This window comes from Pseudomonas sp. GW821-FHT07B01, from assembly GCF_059419065.1.
In genome coordinates, this window is record NZ_JBWKRA010000010.1 from 148,035 (window position 1) to 168,251 (window position 20,217).

The following is a 20,217-nucleotide window of genomic DNA, read 5'->3' on the forward strand; positions in this document are numbered from 1 at the left end:
GCCCTGGGTTTATGGCGTGGTCGGGCAGCCTTTGAGTGAGGTGTCGACGGTCTGATTGATCAGCGCCGCGAAACGCTTGAGGTTGTTCTGATGCGCCACCACCAACTCGTCGATGCTCGGCCCGGCAGGTGATTGCAAGGTGGTGCGGCAGGTCAAGGCCGGGCGATCGCCATTGACTTGCCTCAGGCGCCAGCGCACATCGAGCAATGCGTACTGCCCCGGTACCGAGTCAAACCGCTGCACGTCTACGCGCAAAGCCACGGCTTGCCGGGCATTGCTGTTGGCCAATTGATCGACCAAGGCGCTCCTCAGTTCATCGGCGAGGGTGGCCGCCCACCATTGGGTTTCAAGAATCGCCAGGCCGCTGTCGCCCTGGCGGATCACGATCTGCGCACGGTCGACCTGAGGCGGCACGCTGATGCTCTCAATGCGCACACCGCCGGCCTCTGCTCGCGTACTCGGGCTCAAGTGCGCCGGGGTCAGGGTATGAAAAGCGATGGGTTCACTGCGACAGGCACCGAGCAACAGCAGGGCGCTCAGTAACGTGATCTTCAACGGCAATGTCATGGCGGCTCCAATGGTCATTTGCGGGGTGGCCCTTGCAGGTCCGTCGGTGCGGCGTTATCGGGGCGGCCGCGAATCAGCGACTCCGGATGCCGGCCCAGGTAATCCGAAAGCTCGCGCAGGGAACGCGACATGCGCCCCAACTCGTCGAGGGTCTGGGTCAGTTGTTCACGCTGCGGCGAGTCTTCGGCCAGGGTTGAACTGGCCGATTGCAGGGTCTTGCTCACGTCGGCCAAGGTCGTTTGCACACCCGGCAGCGTCTTGGCGTTGAATTGCGCCAGGCCCTTGCGCAGTTCGACCAGGCTGGCGTCGAGGTTGCCGGCAATACGCTCGACAGGCAGTTGGCTGATCTTGTTGACGATGCCTTCGAACTTCTCTTGCAGCTGTTCCAGGTTGCCCGGGATGGTGGGGATGCCCACGGGGCGCTGGTTCGGGTCGAACGCGACTTTTTCCGCCTTGGGGTAGAAATCCAGGGCGATGTAGAGCTGGCCGGTCAGCAAGTTACCGCTGCGAGCCTGGGCGCGCAGGCCGTTTTCGATGAAGGTCCCGATCAGGCGTACGCCGGCTGCCTCATCGTCAGGGTTATTGTTCATGGCCTTGAGCAGCTTGGTGTGGGCCTCGCCGAGCAGTTGCGGGTAGATCACGATGCCGACATTGACCGGGAAGGTGCGTTTCTTCGCATCGAAATCCAGGTTGATCGATACAACCCTGCCGAACTCGACGCCGAGGAACTCCACCGGTGCGTCGACTTTCAGCCCGCGCAGGGCCTGATCGAAGCGCAGGACCATGTATTGCCCCTTGCCGTTGGGCGGGGCGAGGGCGCTTTGCTGGTCTTCGAACAATTCAAAGCTGCGACTTTCTTCGGCCGGTTTGTCATTGGGGTTGTAGGGCGGCGCCTGGAAGGCAATTCCGCCCATCAACATGGACGACAAGGATTCGGTTTTCAGCGCGAAGCCATTGGCGCCGACGCTCAAGTCGACGCCGCTGGCATTCCAGAACCGCGTGTTCTCGGTGATGTACACATCATTGGGCGCATGCACGAAGATTTCGACATTCACGCCCTTGCCCTCGTTGTCCAGCTCATAGGCCACCACCTGGCCCACCGGGATCTTGCGGTAATAGACGGGGGAGCCGATATCCAGGGAGCCCAAGGCCTGGGTGTGCAGCGTGAAGCGCTTGCCCGGTTCGCCGTAAGTGATGGGCGGCGGGTTTTCCAAACCGGTGAAGTGCTTGGCGCGGGTCTCGGACTGGCCGATGTCCGCGCCGATGTAGTCGCCGGACAACAACGTGTCGATGCCCGACACGCCGCCTGCGCCAATGCGCGGGCGCACCACCCAGAATTTCGAATCTTCGCGGGTGAAGCTTTCGGCCTGTTTGACCAGCTCGACGGTGGCATTGACGCTTTTCTGGTCATCACTCAGAGCTACGGCGGTTACTTGGCCGATCACCACGTTGCGGTATTTGACCTCGGTTTTGTTGGCAACCAGCCCGCTGCCGGTCTTGAAGTTGAGGACGATGGTCGGCCCTTGTTGCATGACGCTGTGAATCACCAGCGAGATCCCCACCAGTACGGCGACAATCGGCACGATCCAGACCAGCGAGACACTGAAACGACGCGTCTTGATCACGGGTTGCCCCGCAGGGGTGTCAGCCTTGGATGAGCTCATCCGAGGTCTCCTCGTTATGTGGGTTTTCCCAGATTAGCCGGGGATCAAAGCTCATCGCCGCGAGCATCGTAAACACGACCACCAGGCCAAAAAACAGAATGCCCAGGCGCGGTTCTATCGTGCCCAGGGCTTGAAACTTCACCAGTGCGGCCACCAGGGCGACCACGATGACATCGAGCATCGACCAATAGCCGATCAGTTCGATAAACCGAAACAGCTTCGAACGCTCCTTGCGCGCCCACTGGCTATTGCGCTGCACAGTGACCAGCAGCAGCCCCAGCGACAGGAACTTGATGCCCGGCACGGCAATGCTGGCGATGAAAATGATCAGCGCAATGTCCCAGGCGCCATGCTGCCAGAACTCCAGCACGCCGCTCATGATGGTGCTGTCTGCGCCCGAGCCGAGCATGGTGGTGTTCATCACTGGCAATAAATTGGCCGGGACATAAAAGGCGAGGGCGGTGAGCATGTAGGCCCAGGTTCGGGTCAGGGACTGCACCTTGCGCCGATGCAACGCGGCGCCACAGCGGTCGCACTCGGTGGGCTCAAGGCGCATGTCGCAGGGCTGGCCGCAGGTGTGGCACAGGCACAGGTTCAGCTCGCGGGCGGTGGGCGGTGAATTCATACGGTGTCCCACAGGTCGCGCACATCGCGCCCGGCAATGCGGATCAGCAACAGGCTCAGGGCGGCCAAGGCGAACAGGCCGGTGCCTGGGATCACATCCAGCATGCCGGCCAGCTTGAACACCGCGACCATCGCGCCCAACAGGCACACTTCCAGCATGCTCCAGGGCCGGAGTGCTTCGAGCCAGCGCATGCACAGCTTGAACGCCGGCGAGCGCCTGCCGGCCAAGGCGAAACTCAGCACCCAGATCAGCAATAGCAGCTGAAACACCGGCGCGATAATGATGGAAATTGCCGCGACCAAGGCAATGAACGTAATCGGCCCCAGGCTCAATGCAACGACTGAATCCCAGAGCGTCGCGCTGTTTTTCAAGCCCTGCAGGCTGATGCTCATCACCGGATAAAAGTTCGCAAAGGTCCACAGCACTGCGGCGGTCACCGTCAGGGCGAGGCGTTGCTGCACCGACAGGCCGTTATAGCGCTGCAGCACGCCAGAACAACGCACACACAGGGCTTTTTGATGTTTGGCGAGCGTGACTTTCTCGTACACGCAGTCGCAGTGTTCGCAGATGATCTGTTGATTCGCCATATGTGCTGCTCCAAATGCGACTGACTGCGGTGTTGGCCGTTGCCGGGGAGTCAGTCGCGTTGGCGTAGCTTACCAGCGGTTGTCACTGTTTTACCTATTACTCGGCATCAACTCCTTAAAGGTAGAAAAGGTTGTACGTATTTCACAACAGAATCGACCTCGTGCTTGCTCAAGCCAAAGCTCTTCGGGGCACGGGCGCATCTCTGAAAACTTCACTTGGCCGGCGCTTTGCAAGGCATTACTGATGCCGTCCAGTGACAAGGGATTATCAAAGTCGAGGAATAAGGGCTTGGGCTCGGTGTCAATTTTGATAAATGCATAACGCGGTAAACCCTGGGTAGCCGCCCAGGCGCGCCAGTGCAACGTATGGTCGAGATCATCAACGGAGGTTTTTACTGGCGGCAATTGATCGCTTGAGAACAACCAGCAAGCCCGCTTGTAGAGCGCGTGCCCCAGCCAGATACGACGCTGATCGTGTTTGGCCACAGTGCTGCCGGCCAAGGCGAAACCGAGACGATGCAGAGGGGTTGGATAAACGCACAGCAGATCTTCGCTGAATTGGCCCAAGGCATCGATAACCCGCAAACGGCCCTCGACGAGCGTCACTTTTGCCCGGCCGGCTGCAAACTGTTGATGCGCAGCGACGCAGCCGCCTCCCGAGGGCAATACCAGTTGCCGATAGGAGGGCTGCAACGGCCAGTCGATATGGGAGCGTTGGTAGCTTTCCGGCGAGTCAGCCAGAATCAAGCGCGGACGCTGGAAAATGGCCTCCACCTCTGCGTTCACCTGGGTATTGAACGGACCAAATGGCGCCGCAACAGGTTGGCTGAGGGTATGCACCGCCGGGTGCACTTCACCCACGATAATGGCGTAATCGCCCCGATTGATGGCATCCACCGATGCACTGGAAAGTAGAAAGTCGGGCGAGTGGAAGTCACTGCCAAACACCTCGAAGGCGGCGACGCCCAGTTCGGCATCCAGCCGGCTTATCAGGCACTCGATGTCTGCAGCCGAAAGATGTACATCAAGATTGTCCGGGTGGCACTCCAGTTGCAGTGCCCAGGCTTTTTCCAAACGCTGTTCCAGATCGATGACAATCCGCGCTTCAATCGCCGGTAGCAGCGGAGCCAGCGCGTTGAGCAGGTCGAGAAAGTCCACCGGCGTATCCGCCAGACTGCCTTGACGCTGCTTCCATACTTCAATGAACGCTTGGTTGAGCTGATGCCCGATGGCTTTGATGAGCCATTGGTGGATTTGCATCAGCGGCGCCAATTCTGCATTTATCTGCTTGAGCAGTTCTTGGCCCAGACTGATATTCATGTTTCTCGAGCAGTCTTCATACACCGGATAGCGACCCACATACATGGCACCGGTTTCTCGACTGAGGTCGACACCGGCTTCAGTCAGCAGGTGGTTCAAGGTGTCGAGGCATTCAGTGCGGCGCTCAAGGTTGCCCTCAGCATAATCGCGGCGTGCGTTTTCCAGCTTTTCCAGGCGTAATCGCCAAGTTTGGCGAAATGCGTCAGGTAGTGGGGCATCTTCCAGCCAGCGTTGCATCTGTTCTATCGGTTGGCGTTCACGCGGTGACATTCGCCAGCCACGACGAACAATGCGTTTGCTGACCAAGTGTTCCAGCAGGTCGCGCAGGTTGCCGGGCGGCGTATCCGCACAGGCGTTCAACAAGCCCTGGAGTGTCGGCTCGCCCTCGCCGGGGTCGTTGACGTAGGCCAGTACCTGCGCGGTTGCCGGGCTCAGGTGCTGCTTCTTGCCAATCGGCATGAACAAGGTGTGGTCTTGCAGGTAGCAACCCGCGTTGAGTTGCAATGGCATGCAGTCGGGGGCCGGGCATTGCTGGTTGATTTGATCGACCAGCCGTTGCACTGCCCAGTTTTCGAAAAACGTCTGGCGGTCCTTGATCCATGTATCACCGTGGGTGACGTGTATGTTCGCTGCTTGCTGGGGATCGAACCGGCCCCAGGCCAGCGGACCGAAAAAGCTTGAGGTGTCGTTTTTGGCGCAAAAACGTTGGGCGTAGCTCCAGCCCAATCGCAGCTTCTGTTTCTTGCGCGTATCGTTTTTAGCGTGTCGGTCGCGGATCAGTTCCCGTGTGCGTGTCAATGCGGCCGGGTTGGAGATGAACAGCGCTTCGGCAACCGCGTCGTCATCCAGAAAGTCGATCAACCCTTGGCGGGTGCGTTCCAGATACGCTTGGTATTGCATGTCTGCTTCTGTGCGTGTTGCGGTTTGCTCAAGCAAGCCATTCCAGTCGTGTACGGCAGCGCTCAAGGGGGCGCGCAACGCTTGCGGCAGGTCGGCGATCTGCAGCGTGATTCCTTCGTTGAGTTTGCGAATCAGCTTGCGGCAAGCTTGGGGCGAGTGGGCATTGCCTGCATCAAGCAGCGTGGCCTTGACCCCTTGCAAGGCGCGAAATTTCTGTTCAAAGGCGGCGCACGCAGGCTGCTCGCAAAACCCTCCCAGTGCGGTCAGGTGATGAATAGGGAAGCCGGTTGAGCGCAGCCAGAAGTAGTGTGAACTTTGCATGATTCAGGCCGGCATCCTTATCGCGTTGAGTTGGTGCAGCTTGGCAAGCACCGCGAGGTCAGCGCCGTTTTGTGGCGCTTGCAATGCCAAATCTTCAAGCAGCCGTGGCTGTTCCAGCTCGGTGTAAAGGCTGGCTGCATGTGGGCTGATGAGCGTGAATTTGTGGCGGGCCTCAAGATTGGGCAAATACACCAGGATGTGCTCGCAGGTCTGTTCCAGAGCCCCGCGTCCCAGCTGGCTTTTATCACGCAGCCAGTGTGAGAGCGCGAAGCGACTCTGGTGGAGGCGGGCCTGGGCGGTACGTTGATAGCAGCCGGGTACCGGAGCAGCGGCGTTATCCATCAGCCCGGTGTACAGATGCACACACTCGCGTTCAAGCTCGATCAGGTCGCGGATCTCGGGGTACTCGGCCAGCTCCTGGCGTCCCAGTAAAAAAACCAGTACCGCATCGCAATAGCTGTAGACCCTCGGTCCAAAGTCGAACCAGTCCTGCTCTCGCAAAAAAGTACGGGACAGTGCGGGCAGATCCAACCCGATGTTGATCAGCGCCCGCAAGGTCAGCGGGGCGCCAGTCTCCAGTGCATTGGTGAAAGAATTGACCAGGCGGAATTGGTAGTTTTCGACGAACCACTTCACGCGGTCGAACTGGCCGGCATAGGCCTCAAGAATCGTGCGTTCATCCTCGGGGAAGTGTTGCAGCCATTGGGTTGCTCCCTGCGCCTGGAACAACTGCTGCTGCAAGGTTTCATCGCGCAGCAAGCGTCGCCAGAGCTTCCAGACCTGCTCAGCATCCATGCGCCAGCTCCCTTGCAGGTTGGGTGTAATGATTCCAGATTTTCTGTGCTCGCCGCACGTCAGTGACGATCATGTGTTCGTCATTGGCATCCATGACTCGGGTGAGTGCATGGTGGGCCTGCCCTTGATACTCCAGGATGATCGCCGAAGGTCGGGCCCGCGACATCAGTTCTTCGTAAAGCTCCCAGACCGGCTCGGGCACGCTGGCGTCGTGCCAGTCGTGATAGAGCCCCTCGTGCCAGCTGCCCCCGGCCAGGTGCACCGAGATTACTTTGTCCAGCGGCAAGGTATCGAGGTAGTCGCGCAGGTCGAAATTTTTGAGGTTCAGGTGGTTGGTGTAGATGTTGTGCAGGTCCAGGTGCAGAAAGGTGCCGGACTTTTGCACCAGCCGCGCGAGGAATTCGGCTTCGCGCATTTCAGCGCCAGGGCATTGCAAATAATAGGCGGCGTTTTCATGGGCCAGGGGCATCCCGTAGTGCGTTTGCAACGCCTTGGCCCGTTCGGCACAGCGCAGCACTTCGGCATTGGAAAACTGCAGCGGGCTGCTCCAGATATCCAGCCATGAGTTGTCGCCATAAAAGCAATGATTGGCCACCCAGGGGCTGTTCAACATTTTCGCCAAGGGCACATGGCGCTGCACCGCAGCGGTTTGCTCCAAAGGGCTGAAACCAAAATCGCAGCCGTAATTGGAGTGCGCCAGCAACGTGAACTTTTCGGCCAGCCGCTCCATCATCGCCTTGGCCGCCGGCTTGATGATCTGCGGACCATCCATGGGCGCCATGATGTTATCGAGCAGGATTTCCAGGACATCGACTTCAATGTCCTCGAAGGGAAACCAGTCAAGGATTTCGGGGTTGTACTGAATGCCCACGCCAATCGGGTCGGGCTTAACGAATTGAGTCATGGGTTGCCCAGTCAGGCGAAATAAGGGGGCCTCCCCGGCAGCACGCCGGGGAAGGTCTGAAACTGTCAGGCGAAAACTTTGCTTTCGATGACTTCGATGTCATCCAGATCGAACTCCTCGAACAATGCTTCTTCGGTCGCTTGGGTAGCGGGAACGGTTGCGTTGTCGACGTGCAGTTCGTTTTCGATGATCGGGGTGGTCGGCGATTGAGTCATGGCACTTTCCTCAGGGGTGGTTGAACAGGCGGATTACAGTGAAGGCGGTGAAGCACCAGGCAATGACCCAGCCCAGGCAGGTCAGCACAAAGGTGCTCCAGTAGAGCCGGCGCAACTGCGCAGAGACCGGCTCTTGTGCGGCGCGGCGCGAGCGCCGCACGTAGTTGAATGCCCGCTGGCGCAGGCGTGGTTGCTCCAGGCATTCGATAATTGCCAGGTAGGTATCGCCATTGAACATCGGCAGAAGGGTCGGTATCAGGGAAATAAACGACGCGACGACCATCACCACGAACAGCGACGAGAAAACACTTTGGGCATCCCGGTACAACGCCCACAAGGCGATCCCCGCACCGGCGTACATCAGGCTGACCATGGGGCCTGCCAGAATGGTGACAACCCGTTGGTTCAGGGGCAATTGCGACCACTGCTTTTGCACCGGGCGTACCCAGCCGGTGGCCAGTAGCACGTAAATGCCAATCCCGAAGTCAGTGACTTTGACGCCGTAGTGTCGACATGCCATGGCATGGCCAAGCTCATGCAGGGCAATGGAGGTGACGATGACCGGGAAGTGCCAGATCAACCAACGGTAGCTGTGTACATAGGTTGTGGCGGCGTCAGCCATGAACGCGTCGAAGTGCATGCCCAGGTATACAAAGCTTGCCAGTGCCAACACCAGCAGCACCACATTGAAGCGCGCACCACAGCACCAGGGTGCCCATCGGTAAAGGTGATCGAGCAACGGCTGCGGGTTGGCCTTTATCAGGTTGATCAGCAAATGTTCTTTGAGTGGCCCATAGGTAATACCCGTGGCCGGGTCGCGCAGGTCGTTCTTGTGCGCGGTGTGCTCGCTGGTCAGCAATTTCAGGCTGAGCAGCTTGCGTTCGAATTGCATCAGTTTCTCGGGGCTGACCTTCATTCGGTGGCGTGCAAGAGCTGCGGCCATGATGTCCGCGTGGCTGCTCTGACCATCGAATAGCAATGCGAGGCAGTACTCGGCCTTGCCCAGCTCAAAGCCGAGGTCTGAAGAGGGGTCATAGAGATGGTAGCGTTGCACCACGCTATCGGCTGTCGGCGGCGTCACGACCAGGTCATCTCTCAAGCAGGCATGGGCTGGCGCTGCAACCTTGCTGGTCGCAATGGCAGAGTTGCTCATGGCTGAGCCCACCACGCGTGCAACTGCGGCCGATAGGTTTGTTCCAGTGCTTTGCGGCCCTGGGCCTTGATGTCTGCCAGGCGCTTGTCGCTGCGTTGATGGCTGGCGCGCCCCAGGACAAAAACAGCCCCTGGTCGCGTTGGGCCGCAGACGGGCTCATGGGTGGTGCGAATCGGTTCCCAGCCATGTTTGCACATCAGGTATTCGATACTACTGGCGCTGAGGTAGCGCCGATGGTTATGGGTCAGGAAGCCCTGTTCAAGGCCATAGCCCAGGGCGCGCCCCTCAATCAACAACAACCCATCGTCCGCACTGGCTTGTCGACACAATTGCATGACCTGGTTGACGTCATGTACATGTTCCAGTGATCCATTGATGATGATCAGGTTGTAGTCGCCATTCGGGCTCATGTGCTCGGCACCCACCAGATCGATCTGCAGGCCGATCTTCTTGCCGTACTCCACATAGGCCCGGTCCGGATCATTGCCTCTGACCGACCAGCCCTGTTTGGCAAACGGGATCATCAGCCCGCCAGCGGAGCAACCGACGTCGAGCAGTTTGCCGGCGGCGGGAAGTAGCTCTTTGAGGTACCGATACAGGTGCTCCCCGCGGCGTACCTGATCAAGAAAAAACGCGCGCTCGGGTTCCGAATTGCCGAACAGGTTCAGACGATAAAACTTGTCGTAGTAAGCGTTATAGAACGATTGCTCAAAACGGTATTGCTGAAAAATATGCCCGCACTCCTGGCAACCCAGTACTGGCAAGTCGACCGCCTGCTCATCCGGCCCGCGAACACTGTGCAGTAGCACCGAGTGTTGTTTGGAGTCGCACACTTCGCAGTCCATTTTGTGTACGCGATAAGTGTCTGGCATTTGCAGGCGTTGTAAGTATGTTTGTTCTATGGGTGTGCTCACGAGGACATCCTGGTCACTTGATGCAAAAAAAGCCTTCAAAACAGATGTGCTTGAACACCGTCGTGATGTCCTTGAAGCCTGAACGGCTTAGCAAGTCGATATTCCCGGCGGTGGAGAAGGGTTCAAGCACACCTTTGAGGCTTCTGGTTTTCGCCAGTATTTCGTCGGCGCTATAACCCTGGTCGCGTTTATAGTCCACGTAGAGACTGCTGAGGATGTCCTGAAAGCGCGCATCCGGGCCGCGTACTTTTTCAAACATGATGAACGCACCGCCCCAGTTCAATGATTCGTAGATTCGGTCAAACAGGGCCTGGCGAATACGCGGGTGCACGAACTGCACGGTGTAATAAGCAACGATCAAATCGCTTTTTTGATAATCAAACGTGAGTATGTCATCCGTGACAAAGCTGACATTGGCCTGCGGTGCCGCGTTCAGCAGTGTATTTGCCTGGCAGGTCATTGCATCTTCCACATCAATGCCCACCCACTTTGTTGACGCACCGTGACGCAGTGCCAGTTGACGTGTCAGTGTGCCGGTAGAACTGCCAAGTTCGTAACAGGTACTGTCGCTCTTTACAAAGAAGTCGCTGAGTGACAAAACGATTTCATGCCCGTCCTTATATCGGGGTACGGATTTGGATACATGCGAATCAAAGTGCTGCGGTGTGGTGCCGCCAAAACTCCAGGCAGCATTGCGGGACTCGACACCGTCGCCGACGGTTTCATAGGGAAGAGCAGGCGAATTCATCAAGGTAGACATGTTCATTCACATCCATGCTGGAGAACGTTGAGAGGCGTCGCAGTGGCGAGCGCGGCGTGTGCCGCGCTCGATAAGTGAGCGTTTTTTTATTGTTCCTGCTACTTCTGATTGCAAGGAGGAAAGTTAATGGCCGGCCCCGTCTTCGGGGTGCGGCAATACTCAGTCAGCGTTAACGATGGCAGCTACGCCGTCGCGCCGAGCATTGTTCGTCGCCATACAAGACGCGCCAACGTGATCGACCAGTTGCACAAGGCGACCACCAGAATGATATAGAGCAACGTCGACATGCCTTGGTTGACGATGACTTTACCGGCCAACAACGGAAATCCGAACACGCCGACAAAGTAGGAAAGACTGAATAAAACCAACGATTGCGCGGTCTGGCCGGTTGGGGCCTCATTGGCTGCCAATCCGTTTATCACCGAGTAAGTCAGCCCATACCCTACCCCCAGCACAATGGCTGCCAGCAAATACGCCGCCGATGAGTGTACGAAGAAGGTGAACATCAATACCGAAACCACCATCAACGCACTTAACAGGCTGGACATCACGTAGGGATCGCGCTTGACAATATAGCCCGCGACCAACAGTCGACAGGAGATCGCCGCGCTCATGAAGCCCAGAAAAAACAGCGAGTAGTCGAGGTGGTTGAGAGCGGCGTAGGAGGTCTGGAAACTGGAGAGTCCGCCGAAGATCGCACCGCCTAGGCCGACCATGATGATGGCAAATACCGCTTTGGAACCCAGTACTGCCTTCGCCGCACGGGCGCTGATCTTGCACACGGTCACCGGCCCCAGTCGCGCTTGTTGCTGCTTGATGTTCGGCCCGAGCAGGAAAAACACCAACCCCCCAGCCAGGCTGGCGATGGCTGCCACCACAAACGCCGACTCCACAGAATGGCCCAGCGCCTCGGCAGCTCTTCCAACCAAAGGGCCGGTGCCTATGCCGCTCATCATGCTGCCTGACAGCAAGGCAAAATACTTCACTCGCCGGGCAGGTTCTATGATCATCGCCACAATGATCGGCCCAAGGGTGTAGAACACGCCCCATCCAAACCCCAGGATCAAGCCGCTCGCCAACAGGGCCACTCCGAACGCAGGCACGGTTGCGAAGCCCAGGCACGCCGCTGCCAATAACACAGCGCCCGCAGCGATGGCTTTGGGCGCGCCGATCAGGTCGGTCAAGTGGCCTGAGAAGATGACTGCCAGGAAGGTGCTGAGCATTGCAACCGAGATAATCGTTCCGGCGTCGGACTCGCTGCCACCACTTTCCCTGAGCTTCATTGCCAATAAAAACGTCGTGCCATACGACAGGGAGAGTAAATAGCTGCCCAGGCAAAACAGGCCGAACAGCCCGTTGCCAGTAGCGTGGCTCGCGGACGCTTTTGAAGACATTGGCTTCTTTCCTTGTGGAATCGAAAGTGGGGTTAAGTCTGTCGGGCAATTAATCGGCGGCGCGTTGTAACGCGGCAGTGACCCGATTGATATCTTCCTCTTGGGTCATCCAATTACTGATTGATAAACGCAACGCATATTCACCCCGGTATGTCGTAGGGGTGATATACAGTTCACCACTGCTGTTCAGATTGTTCAGCACCTGCCTATTGAGTTCAGCCAAGGTGTTGGCAGAGCAACCCTCTTTGAAATAACGAAACACCAGCAGATTCAATCTGACTTCACATAAAAGTTGAAAGCATGGACTTTCATCAACCCATGTGGCGATTCGCTGGGCATAACCGCAATGACGCTCGATCAACTCCCTGTATCCGGCCTTGCCATAGGCCATCAATGTCATCCACAACGGCAGCGCCCGATAGCGTCGAGACTGTTCAACACCTCGGTTCATGAATGCCGGTAATTGCCCTTCCATTGGAACGTAAGGGGCATCAGCCGAAAAGGCTCGTTCATGGAGAGTGACATGGCGGGTAAACGCGATACCGCAGTCATACGGAACGTTAAGCCATTTATGCGCGTCGGCCGTTATAGAGTCCGCCAGTTCCAAGCCTTCCACCAAGTGCCCATACTGACTCGAGCACCTGGCAAAGGCACCGAACGCAGCATCGACATGCAGCCATGCGGCATATTTTTTACATAGCGCGGCCAGCGAAACCAGGTCATCAAAATCGCCACTATTAACGGTGCCAGCGCTGGCGACCACGATTCGACATGGCGACGGGCAAGAGCTCAGGGATTGTTCCAGCGCTTGCAGATCAAACACTTCGCGATCAGGCAGGCAATTGACGTTGATAAAGTTACGCTGGCCTATGCCGAGAAGCCCCAAGTCCTTGATGATGCTTGAGTGGGGGGAGGCGCAGAAAACCATTACGGGAGGGGCGGCTTGAAGGCCATCTCGGGCGATGCTGACGTTGTTCTGTTCACCACACCATTCGCGGGCGGTGGCCAAGCCAACAAGGTTCGCTGCGGTAGCGCCTGTTGTCAGTACGCCATGGAAGGTGTCGGATGGCAGCCTGAGCAAGTCTGCGAGGAAGCTCAGTGCCTGGGCTTCAATGAATGCCGCGACGGAATGGCGTTCAGTTGCAACGTTCTGGTCCAGCACTGACACCAGCCAATCACCGGCCAACGCTGCGGGCGTGGTTCCGCCAGTGACAAAACCAAAGTAGCGTGGGCCGGTACTGCGCGTGTGGGCTGCGCCGTAGTTTTCCCAATAGTTGGTCAGGGCGGCTAACCCGCCAATTCCCTGTTCGGGCATAGCGGATTGAATCACGCGGGGATGGGGCTGAGTATTCACCACGTCTGCATTGCGAGCGTCGGCCAGAAAATCCAGCGAAATACGACACACCTCAGCCAACAGCTCAGGCACCGCAGATTCGTCACGGGAGAGACCCTGCATCCCAGTACTCCTTTACTTTTTTATAAAGCGATCCGATCGGATCGTCGACATTTCCATACGTCTTCGCAAGCCCGACATCTATAGCAGAACCGTTTAAGAATTCAAGCTGCTGGCAGTGCAGGCAGGCAATGCAAACATAACGATAAATGCGCGTAGGCGTACTTGGAGAAAACTTCCTAACACTATGAATAAAATGAATAAATTTCCAATAAGGTTGATATTTTTTTGCCGGTTTACGCACCGGATCCGAGGCAGAATCGGAGGTAAATGATAGATCCAGAGTTTAAGAACTAAACGTTAGCTATGCTTAAACATATCCGCGGCTAGCTGCAGATCACCGACCACGCGGGGGGCTGGCGCAGCGTTGGGCAAGTGGCTGGCCTTTTTATTGTTACTGGGGCGCCAGCCACGGAATTTTTGCCGCTTGTCGCGTTCCAAACTCGGCACAGGTCCATTGCCAATGTCCTCTGCATCACAGAATGCAAAAGTAGGAGCTTCCTTCATGTTCACTCCGCGTCGTCTGCTTGTTGTCGCTACCGCCGTAGCCCTGTTGTCTGGCTGCGCTTCACCTAACCCTTATGACGGCAGCCAGGGACAGGCCAGCAATGGTTCCGAGAGCGGCATGAGCAAAACCGCCAAGTACGGCGGCCTCGGTGCGCTGGCTGGTGCATTGGCCGGTGCGGCCATCGACCATAACAACCGTGGCAAGGGCGCGCTGATTGGCGCAGTGGTTGCGGGTGCTGGTGCGGCAGGCTATGGCTACTACGCCGACCAGCAAGAGAAAAAACTGCGTGAAAGCATGGCCAACACCGGGGTGGAAGTGCAGCGCCAGGGTGACCAGATCAAGCTGATCATGCCGGGCAACATTACCTTCGCCACCAACTCGGACGCGATCTCCAGCAGCTTCTACCAGCCGCTGAACAACTTGGCCAACTCCCTCAAGCAGTTCAACCAGAACACCATCCAGATCGTTGGCTATACCGACAGCACCGGTAGCCGCCAACTGAACATGGACCTGTCCCAGCGCCGTGCGCAGAGCGTGGCCAACTACCTGACCTCCCAGGGCGTCAACGGGGCCAACCTGAGCGCACGCGGTGCCGGCCCGGATAACCCGATTGCCAGCAACGCCGACGTGAATGGCCGTGCCCAGAACCGTCGCGTCGAAGTCAACCTCGGCCCGATCCCTGGCCAGCAATACGGCCAGCCTGGCCAGCAGCAGGCGCCACAGCAGAACAACCAGTTCCAGGGCAACCCGTACCAGCAATACCAGTAAACCCTGGGCACTAAAAAGGGCGCCGTGCAGTCAATGCACGGCGCCCTTTTTTGATCGTTCCCACGCTCTGCGTGGGAATGCCCGCTCCTTCGGACGCTCCGCGTCCTACTCTTGGCGCAAAAGCTGAAGCGTGTGCGGTGACGCGGAGCGTCACGGGATGCGTTCCCACGCAGAGCGTGGGAACGATCAGGCACCTTCGATCTACATCAGTCGATGTATTCGAACACCTTCACGATCTTCTGTACGCCCGACACGCCCTGTACCAGGTTGGCGGCGCGGGTGGCTTCTGCCTGGGTCAGCAGGCCCATCATGTAGACGATGCCGTTATCGGTGACGATCTTGATCCGCGAGCCTGGCACTGCACTGTCGGTCAGCATCTGGGCCTTGATTTTGGTGGTCAGCAGCGCATCGTTGCTGATGGCCAGCAGAGTGATCGGGTCCATGACCTGCAGTTCGTTGTGGACCTTCTTGACGCGTTGCACGCCGGCGGCGGCTTGCTCGGCCTGGGCCTTGAGGTCGGCGCGCGGGGTTTGGCCTGCCAGCAGGACCACACCGTTGAAGCTGGTCACCACGATGCGCGAGGCCCCGTTGCCCAGGTCGGTAGCCGCCTTGGCAACGTTGACCTTGACCTTGGTTTCGATCAGCGAATCATCAATGGTGCTGCCGAAGGTGCGTGTGCCCCGGTCATCCTGGATAGGGGTGTCCCGTGTAGCGGTGATAGCCGAGCTGCAGCCGCTGATGGCGACGCACAGCGTGATGGCCAAAAGACTGAGGCGATTAACGGTCATTCTTCACTCCCGAACAGTTGGCTGTCGATCAGATCGCACAGGCAGTGGATCGCCAGCAGATGAACTTCTTGGATACGTGCAGTGACATTGGCCGGGACGCGAATCTCCACGTCCTCAGGCAGCAGCAGCGAAGCCATGCCGCCGCCGTCGCGACCGGTCAAGGCTACGACAATCATTTCGCGATCATGTGCGGCCTGGATCGCTTGAATAATATTTGCCGAGTTGCCGCTGGTGGAAATCGCCAGCAATACATCGCCCGGCTGGCCGAGGGCGCGGATTTGCTTGGAGAAGATTTCGTTGTAGCTGTAGTCGTTGGCAATCGAGGTGATCGTCGACGAGTCGGTGGTCAAGGCAATAGCCGGCAGGCTCGGGCGCTCACGTTCGAAACGGTTGAGCAGCTCGGAGGAAAAATGCTGGGCATCGCCAGCCGAACCGCCATTGCCGCACGAAAGCATTTTGCCTTCGTTGAGCAAGGCATTGACCATCACCTGGCTGGCTTGCTCGATGTGCGGTGCAAGTACGTCCATCGCCTGTTGCTTGGTGTCGATGCTGGCCTGGAAAAGCTGGCGAATTCGGGATTGCATGTCCATCTGTGTGACCTTAAGTAGCGCGGCTGTTTGGCACAGGTAATGTGCAGCCCGCAAAGCAAAGAGCAAAAATGAGTGGTGAAGGTGCCCGGCGAATCAGCTGTCGAAGGCATTTTTGAGCCAGGTCAGATCAGCTGTGCCTGACGGGGTGCTTTCCATGGCAACCACATCGAAACGGCAGGGGCAGTCAGCCCAGCGATGCTCTTTTTGCAGAAAAAACTGCGCAGCGAGTATCAGCTTTTGACGCTTGCGCCCGTCGATACTGGCGAGCGCGCCACCCCATTGTGCGTGTTTTCTGTAGCGGACTTCGACGAATACTACTGTATCGCCGTCAAGCATGACCAGATCAAGCTCGCCGCGTCTACATAACCAGTTCTGCGCCAGAAGGCGCAGACCCTGTTGTTGCAGGTAGTTGAGTGCATGCAGTTCGGCATCCTTGCCGCTTTGTGCGCTGGACCGCTCGGGCATCAGCGTGGGGTATCGGGCAGGCGCTGAATTTCGCCGCCGACGAACTTCGCCCACGGCATCTGGCGATCAACGCGCTGGTTGGCGCTGATACCCAGGTTGCCCGAGAGGCCGTCGACACGGGTGTCCGGCAGTGCCTTGAGCTGGCCCAGGCGTGGCGCCAGGCGGTAGGCATCGACGCCCATCGCGTAGAGGCGGCCCAGGCTGCCATTGGCTTGCGGCCATTGCGCGGCGACCTGGTTGCGCAGTGGGTCGGTGGTATTAAGCAGCCAAGGGGTTTCGCAGAACATCACGTTGGTCATGTCCAGGTACTGGTTACGATCACCGCTGGCGCTGTACACGTGGGAGGTTGCGTATACCGGCACATCGCCGGCGTATTGGAAGTTCAGGGTCGGCTTGATCTGCTGGGCCAGTTGCGGCGTGACGGCCAGGAAGATGAACTCGATGTCCTGGCGACGCGAAGGCTGGGCGGCGACGTCGGTACCGACTGTGCTTTGCAGGCTCTTGGCGCGGCCTTCGCTCTTGCGCAGTTGGAACAGATCGGCGATCTGCTGGGCCAGGGCCACAGGTTGGTCGACATATTCAACGCCCATGACGGTGCCGCCATTGGCTTCCCAATCCTGGCGGAACGCCTTGTAGACACGCTCACCCCACTCGCCACGGGGCACCATGGCGGCGGCGCGATGCAGGCCATCGGCGCGGGCACGGCGCGACACTTCGCGGGCTTCGTCTTCAGCGGCCAGGCCGAACTGGAACAACTGCGCCGGGCCTTGATCGGTCTCGCTGTAGTTCAGGGCGAGGGTGGTGATCGGCAACTGCGGGCGTGCGCTGAGTTGCTTGACCAGCGGTTTTTCCAGCGGGCCGACGACCAGTTGCACGCCGGCGGCCTGGGCCTTGGCGTAGAAGTCGTCGAGGGAGCCCAGGCGCGAGCTGTCATAGAACTCGATGACCGGTGGCTTCTGCCCGGCTTGTTCAGCCTGGTAGTGAGCCGCCATGAAGCCTTCGCGCAGCGCTTTGCCCACAGTCGCCAGCGGGCCTTCCTGCGGCAGCAGCAGGGCGATCTTGTTCAGGGGCTGGCTGGCCAGTTCCTTGAGTTTGGTCAGCGGCGCTGGCAGTTGCACAGCCGCCGGGTGGCCCGGGTTCTGTGCGCGCCAGGTGTCGATGGCGGCTTGTTGTTGCTCCAGCGTACCGGCGCCCTTGACCGCCTGGGCCAGGGTGATCCACCCATCGAGTGTCGGGTTGCCAGTGGCTTGCAGCTGTTCGGCTGGCAGCGCGGCAATCAATACCCAGATGGCCTCGTGGTTGCTGTTGGCAGCCTCACCCGTCAGCAGGGGCGCCATGGACACCCGCTCGCGAGCGGCGGCGAGGGTCTGGCCATCGGCTTCATAGGCACGTGCATGTACGGTACCGGTGCGGATCTGCTGGTCGGTCGGCAGTTCCTTCAGGCTTTGCAGGCTGGGGTGGTTCAGCGCTGCCAAGGCTGCCTTGGGCTGGTTGCGCCCCATGGCCAGTTCTGCGGCCAGGGTGCTGGCAAATACCTGCGCGGCTGGCTTCAGGGCGTCCAGGGGCACTTGCGCAAGGATCTGCGAGGAGCGGCCAGGGTTGTTCTGCTGGTAAGCCAGGTCCGCCGCGCTCAGGCGCAGCAACGCGGCTTTTTCTGGCGTCTTGGCGTTCGTCGCCTGTTCGAGCAGTTGCTCGATACTGGCGTCGGGCGTGCGTGGCAGTTCGCCAAGACTGGAGGAGGGCGAACTGGCGCAAGCAGCCAGCAAGGCAGCGAGGCAGAGGGCGGAGAGCAGCCGCAGGCAAGCGATCATGTAAGTGTTCCTGATACCGATCAAATTAGCGTGGAAGTGTACCCAAGCACTGGCCCAGGCGCGATGTTCATGGCGTTAAACCGTGGATTTAGGTCGTGCAAATGTTGTGTTTAGCTAGCGGTGGCTGAAACGGCATCGGCCGTGATGGCATATTTTCAAGGCGTCTACGCGCTACAATGTGGCTTTTGCCAACCATCGAGGTGTGCGCTTTGACTGCTCCAGGTCCTTTGAATTCCACTGCTGGCTCGCTTTTTGTGGTGGCGACGCCCATTGGCAACCTGGACGACATCAGTGCCCGGGCGCTGAAAGTGTTGCGCGAGGTGAAATTGATCGCGGCAGAAGACACGCGGCACTCCCAGCGGTTGATGCAGCATTTTGGTATCAGCACGCCATTAGCGGCCTGCCACGAACACAATGAACGTGAAGAGGGTAGCCGCTTTATCACACGTCTTTTGGCGGGTGATGACGTCGCGCTGATTTCCGACGCGGGCACGCCCCTGATTTCCGATCCTGGTTACCACCTGGTCCGCCAGGCCCGTGCCGCTGGTATCAATGTAGTGCCTGTTCCGGGAGCCTGCGCGCTGATTGCTGCATTATCGGCTGCCGGGTTGCCCTCGGACCGCTTTATCTTCGAAGGCTTCCTGCCCGCCAAGGCCGTAGGGCGTCGGGCGCGTCTGCAGGCGCTTAAAGAAGAACCGCGCACCTTGATCTTCTATGAGGCGCCGCATCGCATCCTGGAATGCCTGCAAGACATGGAGCTGGTGTTCGGCGGTGAGCGCCTGGCTTTGCTGGCCCGAGAGTTGACCAAGACCTTCGAAACCCTCAAGGGGCTGCCGCTGGAGGAGCTGCGAGCGTTTGTCGAGGGCGACAGCAATCAACAACGTGGTGAATGTGTGGTGCTGGTAGCAGGCTGGACCGCGCCGGAGAATGAAGATGCGGTGGGCAGCGAGGCCATGCGCGTCCTCGATTTGTTGCTCAAGGAAATGCCACTCAAGCGCGCCGCCGCCCTGGCAGCGGAAATTACCGGCGTGCGCAAGAACGTGTTGTATCAGGTCGCGCTCGATAAGCAGAAGGCCGAATAGTTCCAGGGGCAAATCTGTAGTTCGTCTGAACGTGATGGCAATGCCGCACTTTTAATACTTGTCCTCAAGCCGCCGTGCCGTTAACCTGCGCGGCGGAGAGTCGATTGGACAGTCGCTGCCCTCTATGAAAATTAGGGGGGGGAGGAAAGTCCGGGCTCCATAGGGCGAAGTGCCAGGTAATGCCTGGGAGGCGTGAGCCTACGGAAAGTGCCACAGAAAATAACCGCCTAAGCACTTCGGTGCCGGTAAGGGTGAAAAGGTGCGGTAAGAGCGCACCGCACGACTGGCAACAGTTCGTGGCTAGGTAAACCCCACTTGGAGCAAGACCAAATAGGGTCCCAAGGCGTGGCCCGCGCTGGGACCGGGTAGGTTGCTAAAGATGTCCAGTGATGGCCATCGTAGACGAATGACTGTTCAAGACAGAACCCGGCTTACAGATCGACTCTCCACCTTTTTTCCTTGCGTTCGAATCTCGTGCGCAAACCCGGTAGTAACGCAAGAATCCCTCCCTGCCAAATCATTGGCAGATGCATCTTCGTAATACCAAAAAAATCTTACTCTTAATAAATTACTTTAACTTTAGCCTCTAGCTCTCTGAGCTATATGCCGTTGTTGAGTCAAAAACATCGCCAA

General features: G+C 58.4%; 19 protein-coding genes and 1 other RNA gene. 3 read left to right on the forward strand and 17 right to left on the reverse strand.

All coding sequences use genetic code 11. From position 1 onward, the window contains the following. Positions 1 to 9: 9 nt before the first annotated feature. From AC07S6_RS13670 to AC07S6_RS13730, 13 genes are all read right to left on the reverse strand, one after another. Positions 10 to 567: a PqiC family protein gene (locus AC07S6_RS13670; protein WP_019816952.1), complete on the reverse strand. Its 558-nt coding sequence runs from the start codon at positions 565 to 567 to the stop codon at positions 10 to 12. Positions 568 to 581: 14 nt separating this feature from the next. Next, positions 582 to 2,231, reverse strand: coding sequence for a PqiB family protein (locus tag AC07S6_RS13675; RefSeq protein WP_014716962.1), 1,650 nt, complete (start codon positions 2,229 to 2,231; stop codon positions 582 to 584). Next, entirely contained in the window at positions 2,212 to 2,856 is a 645-nt protein-coding gene (locus tag AC07S6_RS13680) for a paraquat-inducible protein A (RefSeq protein WP_014716963.1), read from the reverse strand. The genes AC07S6_RS13675 and AC07S6_RS13680 overlap by 20 nt, the downstream gene beginning before the upstream one ends. After that, positions 2,853 to 3,443 (reverse strand): paraquat-inducible protein A, encoded by a 591-nt coding sequence (locus AC07S6_RS13685; RefSeq protein WP_014716964.1) that lies wholly within the window; start codon positions 3,441 to 3,443, stop codon positions 2,853 to 2,855. The genes AC07S6_RS13680 and AC07S6_RS13685 overlap by 4 nt, the downstream gene beginning before the upstream one ends. 90 nt (positions 3,444 to 3,533) lie before the next feature. Continuing rightward, on the reverse strand, positions 3,534 to 5,984 hold the full coding sequence (locus AC07S6_RS13690; protein WP_495112480.1) for a lantibiotic dehydratase: 2,451 nt from the start codon (positions 5,982 to 5,984) through the stop codon (positions 3,534 to 3,536). A 3-nt stretch (positions 5,985 to 5,987) separates the two neighbouring features. Beyond that, complete coding sequence (gene tglI / locus AC07S6_RS13695) at positions 5,988 to 6,779, reverse strand: peptidyl (S)-2-mercaptoglycine synthase subunit TglI (RefSeq protein WP_495112481.1); 792 nt, start codon at positions 6,777 to 6,779, stop codon at positions 5,988 to 5,990. Further along, positions 6,769 to 7,683: a peptidyl (S)-2-mercaptoglycine synthase subunit TglH gene (gene tglH, locus AC07S6_RS13700; RefSeq protein ID WP_197880158.1), complete on the reverse strand. Its 915-nt coding sequence runs from the start codon at positions 7,681 to 7,683 to the stop codon at positions 6,769 to 6,771. The genes tglI and tglH overlap by 11 nt, the downstream gene beginning before the upstream one ends. Before the next feature lie 65 nt (positions 7,684 to 7,748). After that, positions 7,749 to 7,898: a 3-thiaglutamate biosynthesis pearlin carrier peptide TglA gene (tglA, locus tag AC07S6_RS13705; RefSeq protein ID WP_197880159.1), complete on the reverse strand. Its 150-nt coding sequence runs from the start codon at positions 7,896 to 7,898 to the stop codon at positions 7,749 to 7,751. A 10-nt stretch (positions 7,899 to 7,908) separates the two neighbouring features. Next, entirely contained in the window at positions 7,909 to 9,051 is a 1,143-nt protein-coding gene (locus tag AC07S6_RS13710; RefSeq protein WP_197880160.1) for a site-2 protease family protein, read from the reverse strand. Further along, complete coding sequence (locus tag AC07S6_RS13715; protein ID WP_495112482.1) at positions 9,048 to 9,965, reverse strand: class I SAM-dependent methyltransferase; 918 nt, start codon at positions 9,963 to 9,965, stop codon at positions 9,048 to 9,050. Before AC07S6_RS13715 ends, AC07S6_RS13710 begins: the two co-directional genes overlap by 4 nt. Before the next feature lie 13 nt (positions 9,966 to 9,978). Further along, positions 9,979 to 10,725, reverse strand: coding sequence for a methyltransferase domain-containing protein (locus AC07S6_RS13720; protein WP_232103880.1), 747 nt, complete (start codon positions 10,723 to 10,725; stop codon positions 9,979 to 9,981). A 182-nt stretch (positions 10,726 to 10,907) separates the two neighbouring features. After that, positions 10,908 to 12,119 carry an MFS transporter gene (locus tag AC07S6_RS13725; RefSeq protein WP_197880161.1) on the reverse strand — a complete coding sequence of 404 codons (1,212 nt, stop codon included), beginning with the start codon at positions 12,117 to 12,119 and terminating at the stop codon, positions 10,908 to 10,910. 49 nt (positions 12,120 to 12,168) lie between these two features. After that, on the reverse strand, positions 12,169 to 13,575 hold the full coding sequence (locus tag AC07S6_RS13730; protein WP_197880162.1) for a pyridoxal phosphate-dependent decarboxylase family protein: 1,407 nt from the start codon (positions 13,573 to 13,575) through the stop codon (positions 12,169 to 12,171). A gap of 502 nt (positions 13,576 to 14,077) precedes the next feature. Here AC07S6_RS13730 and AC07S6_RS13735 point away from each other — a divergent pair. Further along, positions 14,078 to 14,848 (forward strand): YiaD family glycine zipper/OmpA-like lipoprotein, encoded by a 771-nt coding sequence (locus AC07S6_RS13735; RefSeq protein WP_019816951.1) that lies wholly within the window; start codon positions 14,078 to 14,080, stop codon positions 14,846 to 14,848. A gap of 206 nt (positions 14,849 to 15,054) precedes the next feature. On the opposite strand, the gene AC07S6_RS13740 is transcribed toward AC07S6_RS13735, so the two are convergent. The 4 genes from AC07S6_RS13740 to AC07S6_RS13755 all read right to left on the reverse strand — a co-directional run bounded on the left by AC07S6_RS13740 (position 15,055) and on the right by AC07S6_RS13755 (position 18,502). Continuing rightward, positions 15,055 to 15,636 (reverse strand): BON domain-containing protein, encoded by a 582-nt coding sequence (locus AC07S6_RS13740; protein ID WP_003188655.1) that lies wholly within the window; start codon positions 15,634 to 15,636, stop codon positions 15,055 to 15,057. Continuing rightward, complete coding sequence (locus tag AC07S6_RS13745) at positions 15,633 to 16,226, reverse strand: phosphoheptose isomerase (RefSeq protein WP_007904374.1); 594 nt, start codon at positions 16,224 to 16,226, stop codon at positions 15,633 to 15,635. The genes AC07S6_RS13740 and AC07S6_RS13745 overlap by 4 nt, the downstream gene beginning before the upstream one ends. A 93-nt stretch (positions 16,227 to 16,319) precedes the next feature. Beyond that, positions 16,320 to 16,691, reverse strand: a complete 372-nt coding sequence (locus AC07S6_RS13750; protein ID WP_495112483.1) for a YraN family protein — start codon at positions 16,689 to 16,691, stop codon at positions 16,320 to 16,322. Then, positions 16,691 to 18,502, reverse strand: a complete 1,812-nt coding sequence (locus AC07S6_RS13755) for a penicillin-binding protein activator (protein ID WP_495112484.1) — start codon at positions 18,500 to 18,502, stop codon at positions 16,691 to 16,693. Before AC07S6_RS13755 ends, AC07S6_RS13750 begins: the two co-directional genes overlap by 1 nt. Positions 18,503 to 18,678: 176 nt before the next feature. Between AC07S6_RS13755 and rsmI the strand changes: the two genes are divergently transcribed. Next, positions 18,679 to 19,584 (forward strand): 16S rRNA (cytidine(1402)-2'-O)-methyltransferase, encoded by a 906-nt coding sequence (gene rsmI / locus AC07S6_RS13760; protein WP_020301255.1) that lies wholly within the window; start codon positions 18,679 to 18,681, stop codon positions 19,582 to 19,584. Between the two features lie 96 nt (positions 19,585 to 19,680). Further along, positions 19,681 to 20,034, forward strand: an RNA gene (gene rnpB, locus AC07S6_RS13765) — RNase P RNA component class A. Positions 20,035 to 20,217: the final 183 nt, after the last annotated feature.

Coding starts and splice junctions, on each gene's coding strand:
- AC07S6_RS13670 (WP_019816952.1), bottom strand. CDS start 567: ATGACATTGCCGTTGAAGATCACGTTACTGAGCGCCCTGCTGTTGCTC.
- AC07S6_RS13675 (WP_014716962.1), bottom strand. CDS start 2,231: ATGAGCTCATCCAAGGCTGACACCCCTGCGGGGCAACCCGTGATCAAG.
- AC07S6_RS13680 (WP_014716963.1), bottom strand. CDS start 2,856: ATGAATTCACCGCCCACCGCCCGCGAGCTGAACCTGTGCCTGTGCCAC.
- AC07S6_RS13685 (WP_014716964.1), bottom strand. CDS start 3,443: ATGGCGAATCAACAGATCATCTGCGAACACTGCGACTGCGTGTACGAG.
- AC07S6_RS13690 (WP_495112480.1), bottom strand. CDS start 5,984: ATGCAAAGTTCACACTACTTCTGGCTGCGCTCAACCGGCTTCCCTATT.
- tglI (WP_495112481.1), bottom strand. CDS start 6,779: ATGGATGCTGAGCAGGTCTGGAAGCTCTGGCGACGCTTGCTGCGCGAT.
- tglH (WP_197880158.1), bottom strand. CDS start 7,683: ATGACTCAATTCGTTAAGCCCGACCCGATTGGCGTGGGCATTCAGTAC.
- tglA (WP_197880159.1), bottom strand. CDS start 7,898: ATGACTCAATCGCCGACCACCCCGATCATCGAAAACGAACTGCACGTC.
- AC07S6_RS13710 (WP_197880160.1), bottom strand. CDS start 9,051: ATGAGCAACTCTGCCATTGCGACCAGCAAGGTTGCAGCGCCAGCCCAT.
- AC07S6_RS13720 (WP_232103880.1), bottom strand. CDS start 10,725: ATGTCTACCTTGATGAATTCGCCTGCTCTTCCCTATGAAACCGTCGGC.
- AC07S6_RS13725 (WP_197880161.1), bottom strand. CDS start 12,119: ATGTCTTCAAAAGCGTCCGCGAGCCACGCTACTGGCAACGGGCTGTTC.
- AC07S6_RS13730 (WP_197880162.1), bottom strand. CDS start 13,575: ATGCAGGGTCTCTCCCGTGACGAATCTGCGGTGCCTGAGCTGTTGGCT.
- AC07S6_RS13735 (WP_019816951.1), top strand. CDS start 14,078: ATGTTCACTCCGCGTCGTCTGCTTGTTGTCGCTACCGCCGTAGCCCTG.
- AC07S6_RS13740 (WP_003188655.1), bottom strand. CDS start 15,636: ATGACCGTTAATCGCCTCAGTCTTTTGGCCATCACGCTGTGCGTCGCC.
- AC07S6_RS13745 (WP_007904374.1), bottom strand. CDS start 16,226: ATGGACATGCAATCCCGAATTCGCCAGCTTTTCCAGGCCAGCATCGAC.
- AC07S6_RS13750 (WP_495112483.1), bottom strand. CDS start 16,691: ATGCCCGAGCGGTCCAGCGCACAAAGCGGCAAGGATGCCGAACTGCAT.
- AC07S6_RS13755 (WP_495112484.1), bottom strand. CDS start 18,502: ATGATCGCTTGCCTGCGGCTGCTCTCCGCCCTCTGCCTCGCTGCCTTG.
- rsmI (WP_020301255.1), top strand. CDS start 18,679: ATGTGGCTTTTGCCAACCATCGAGGTGTGCGCTTTGACTGCTCCAGGT.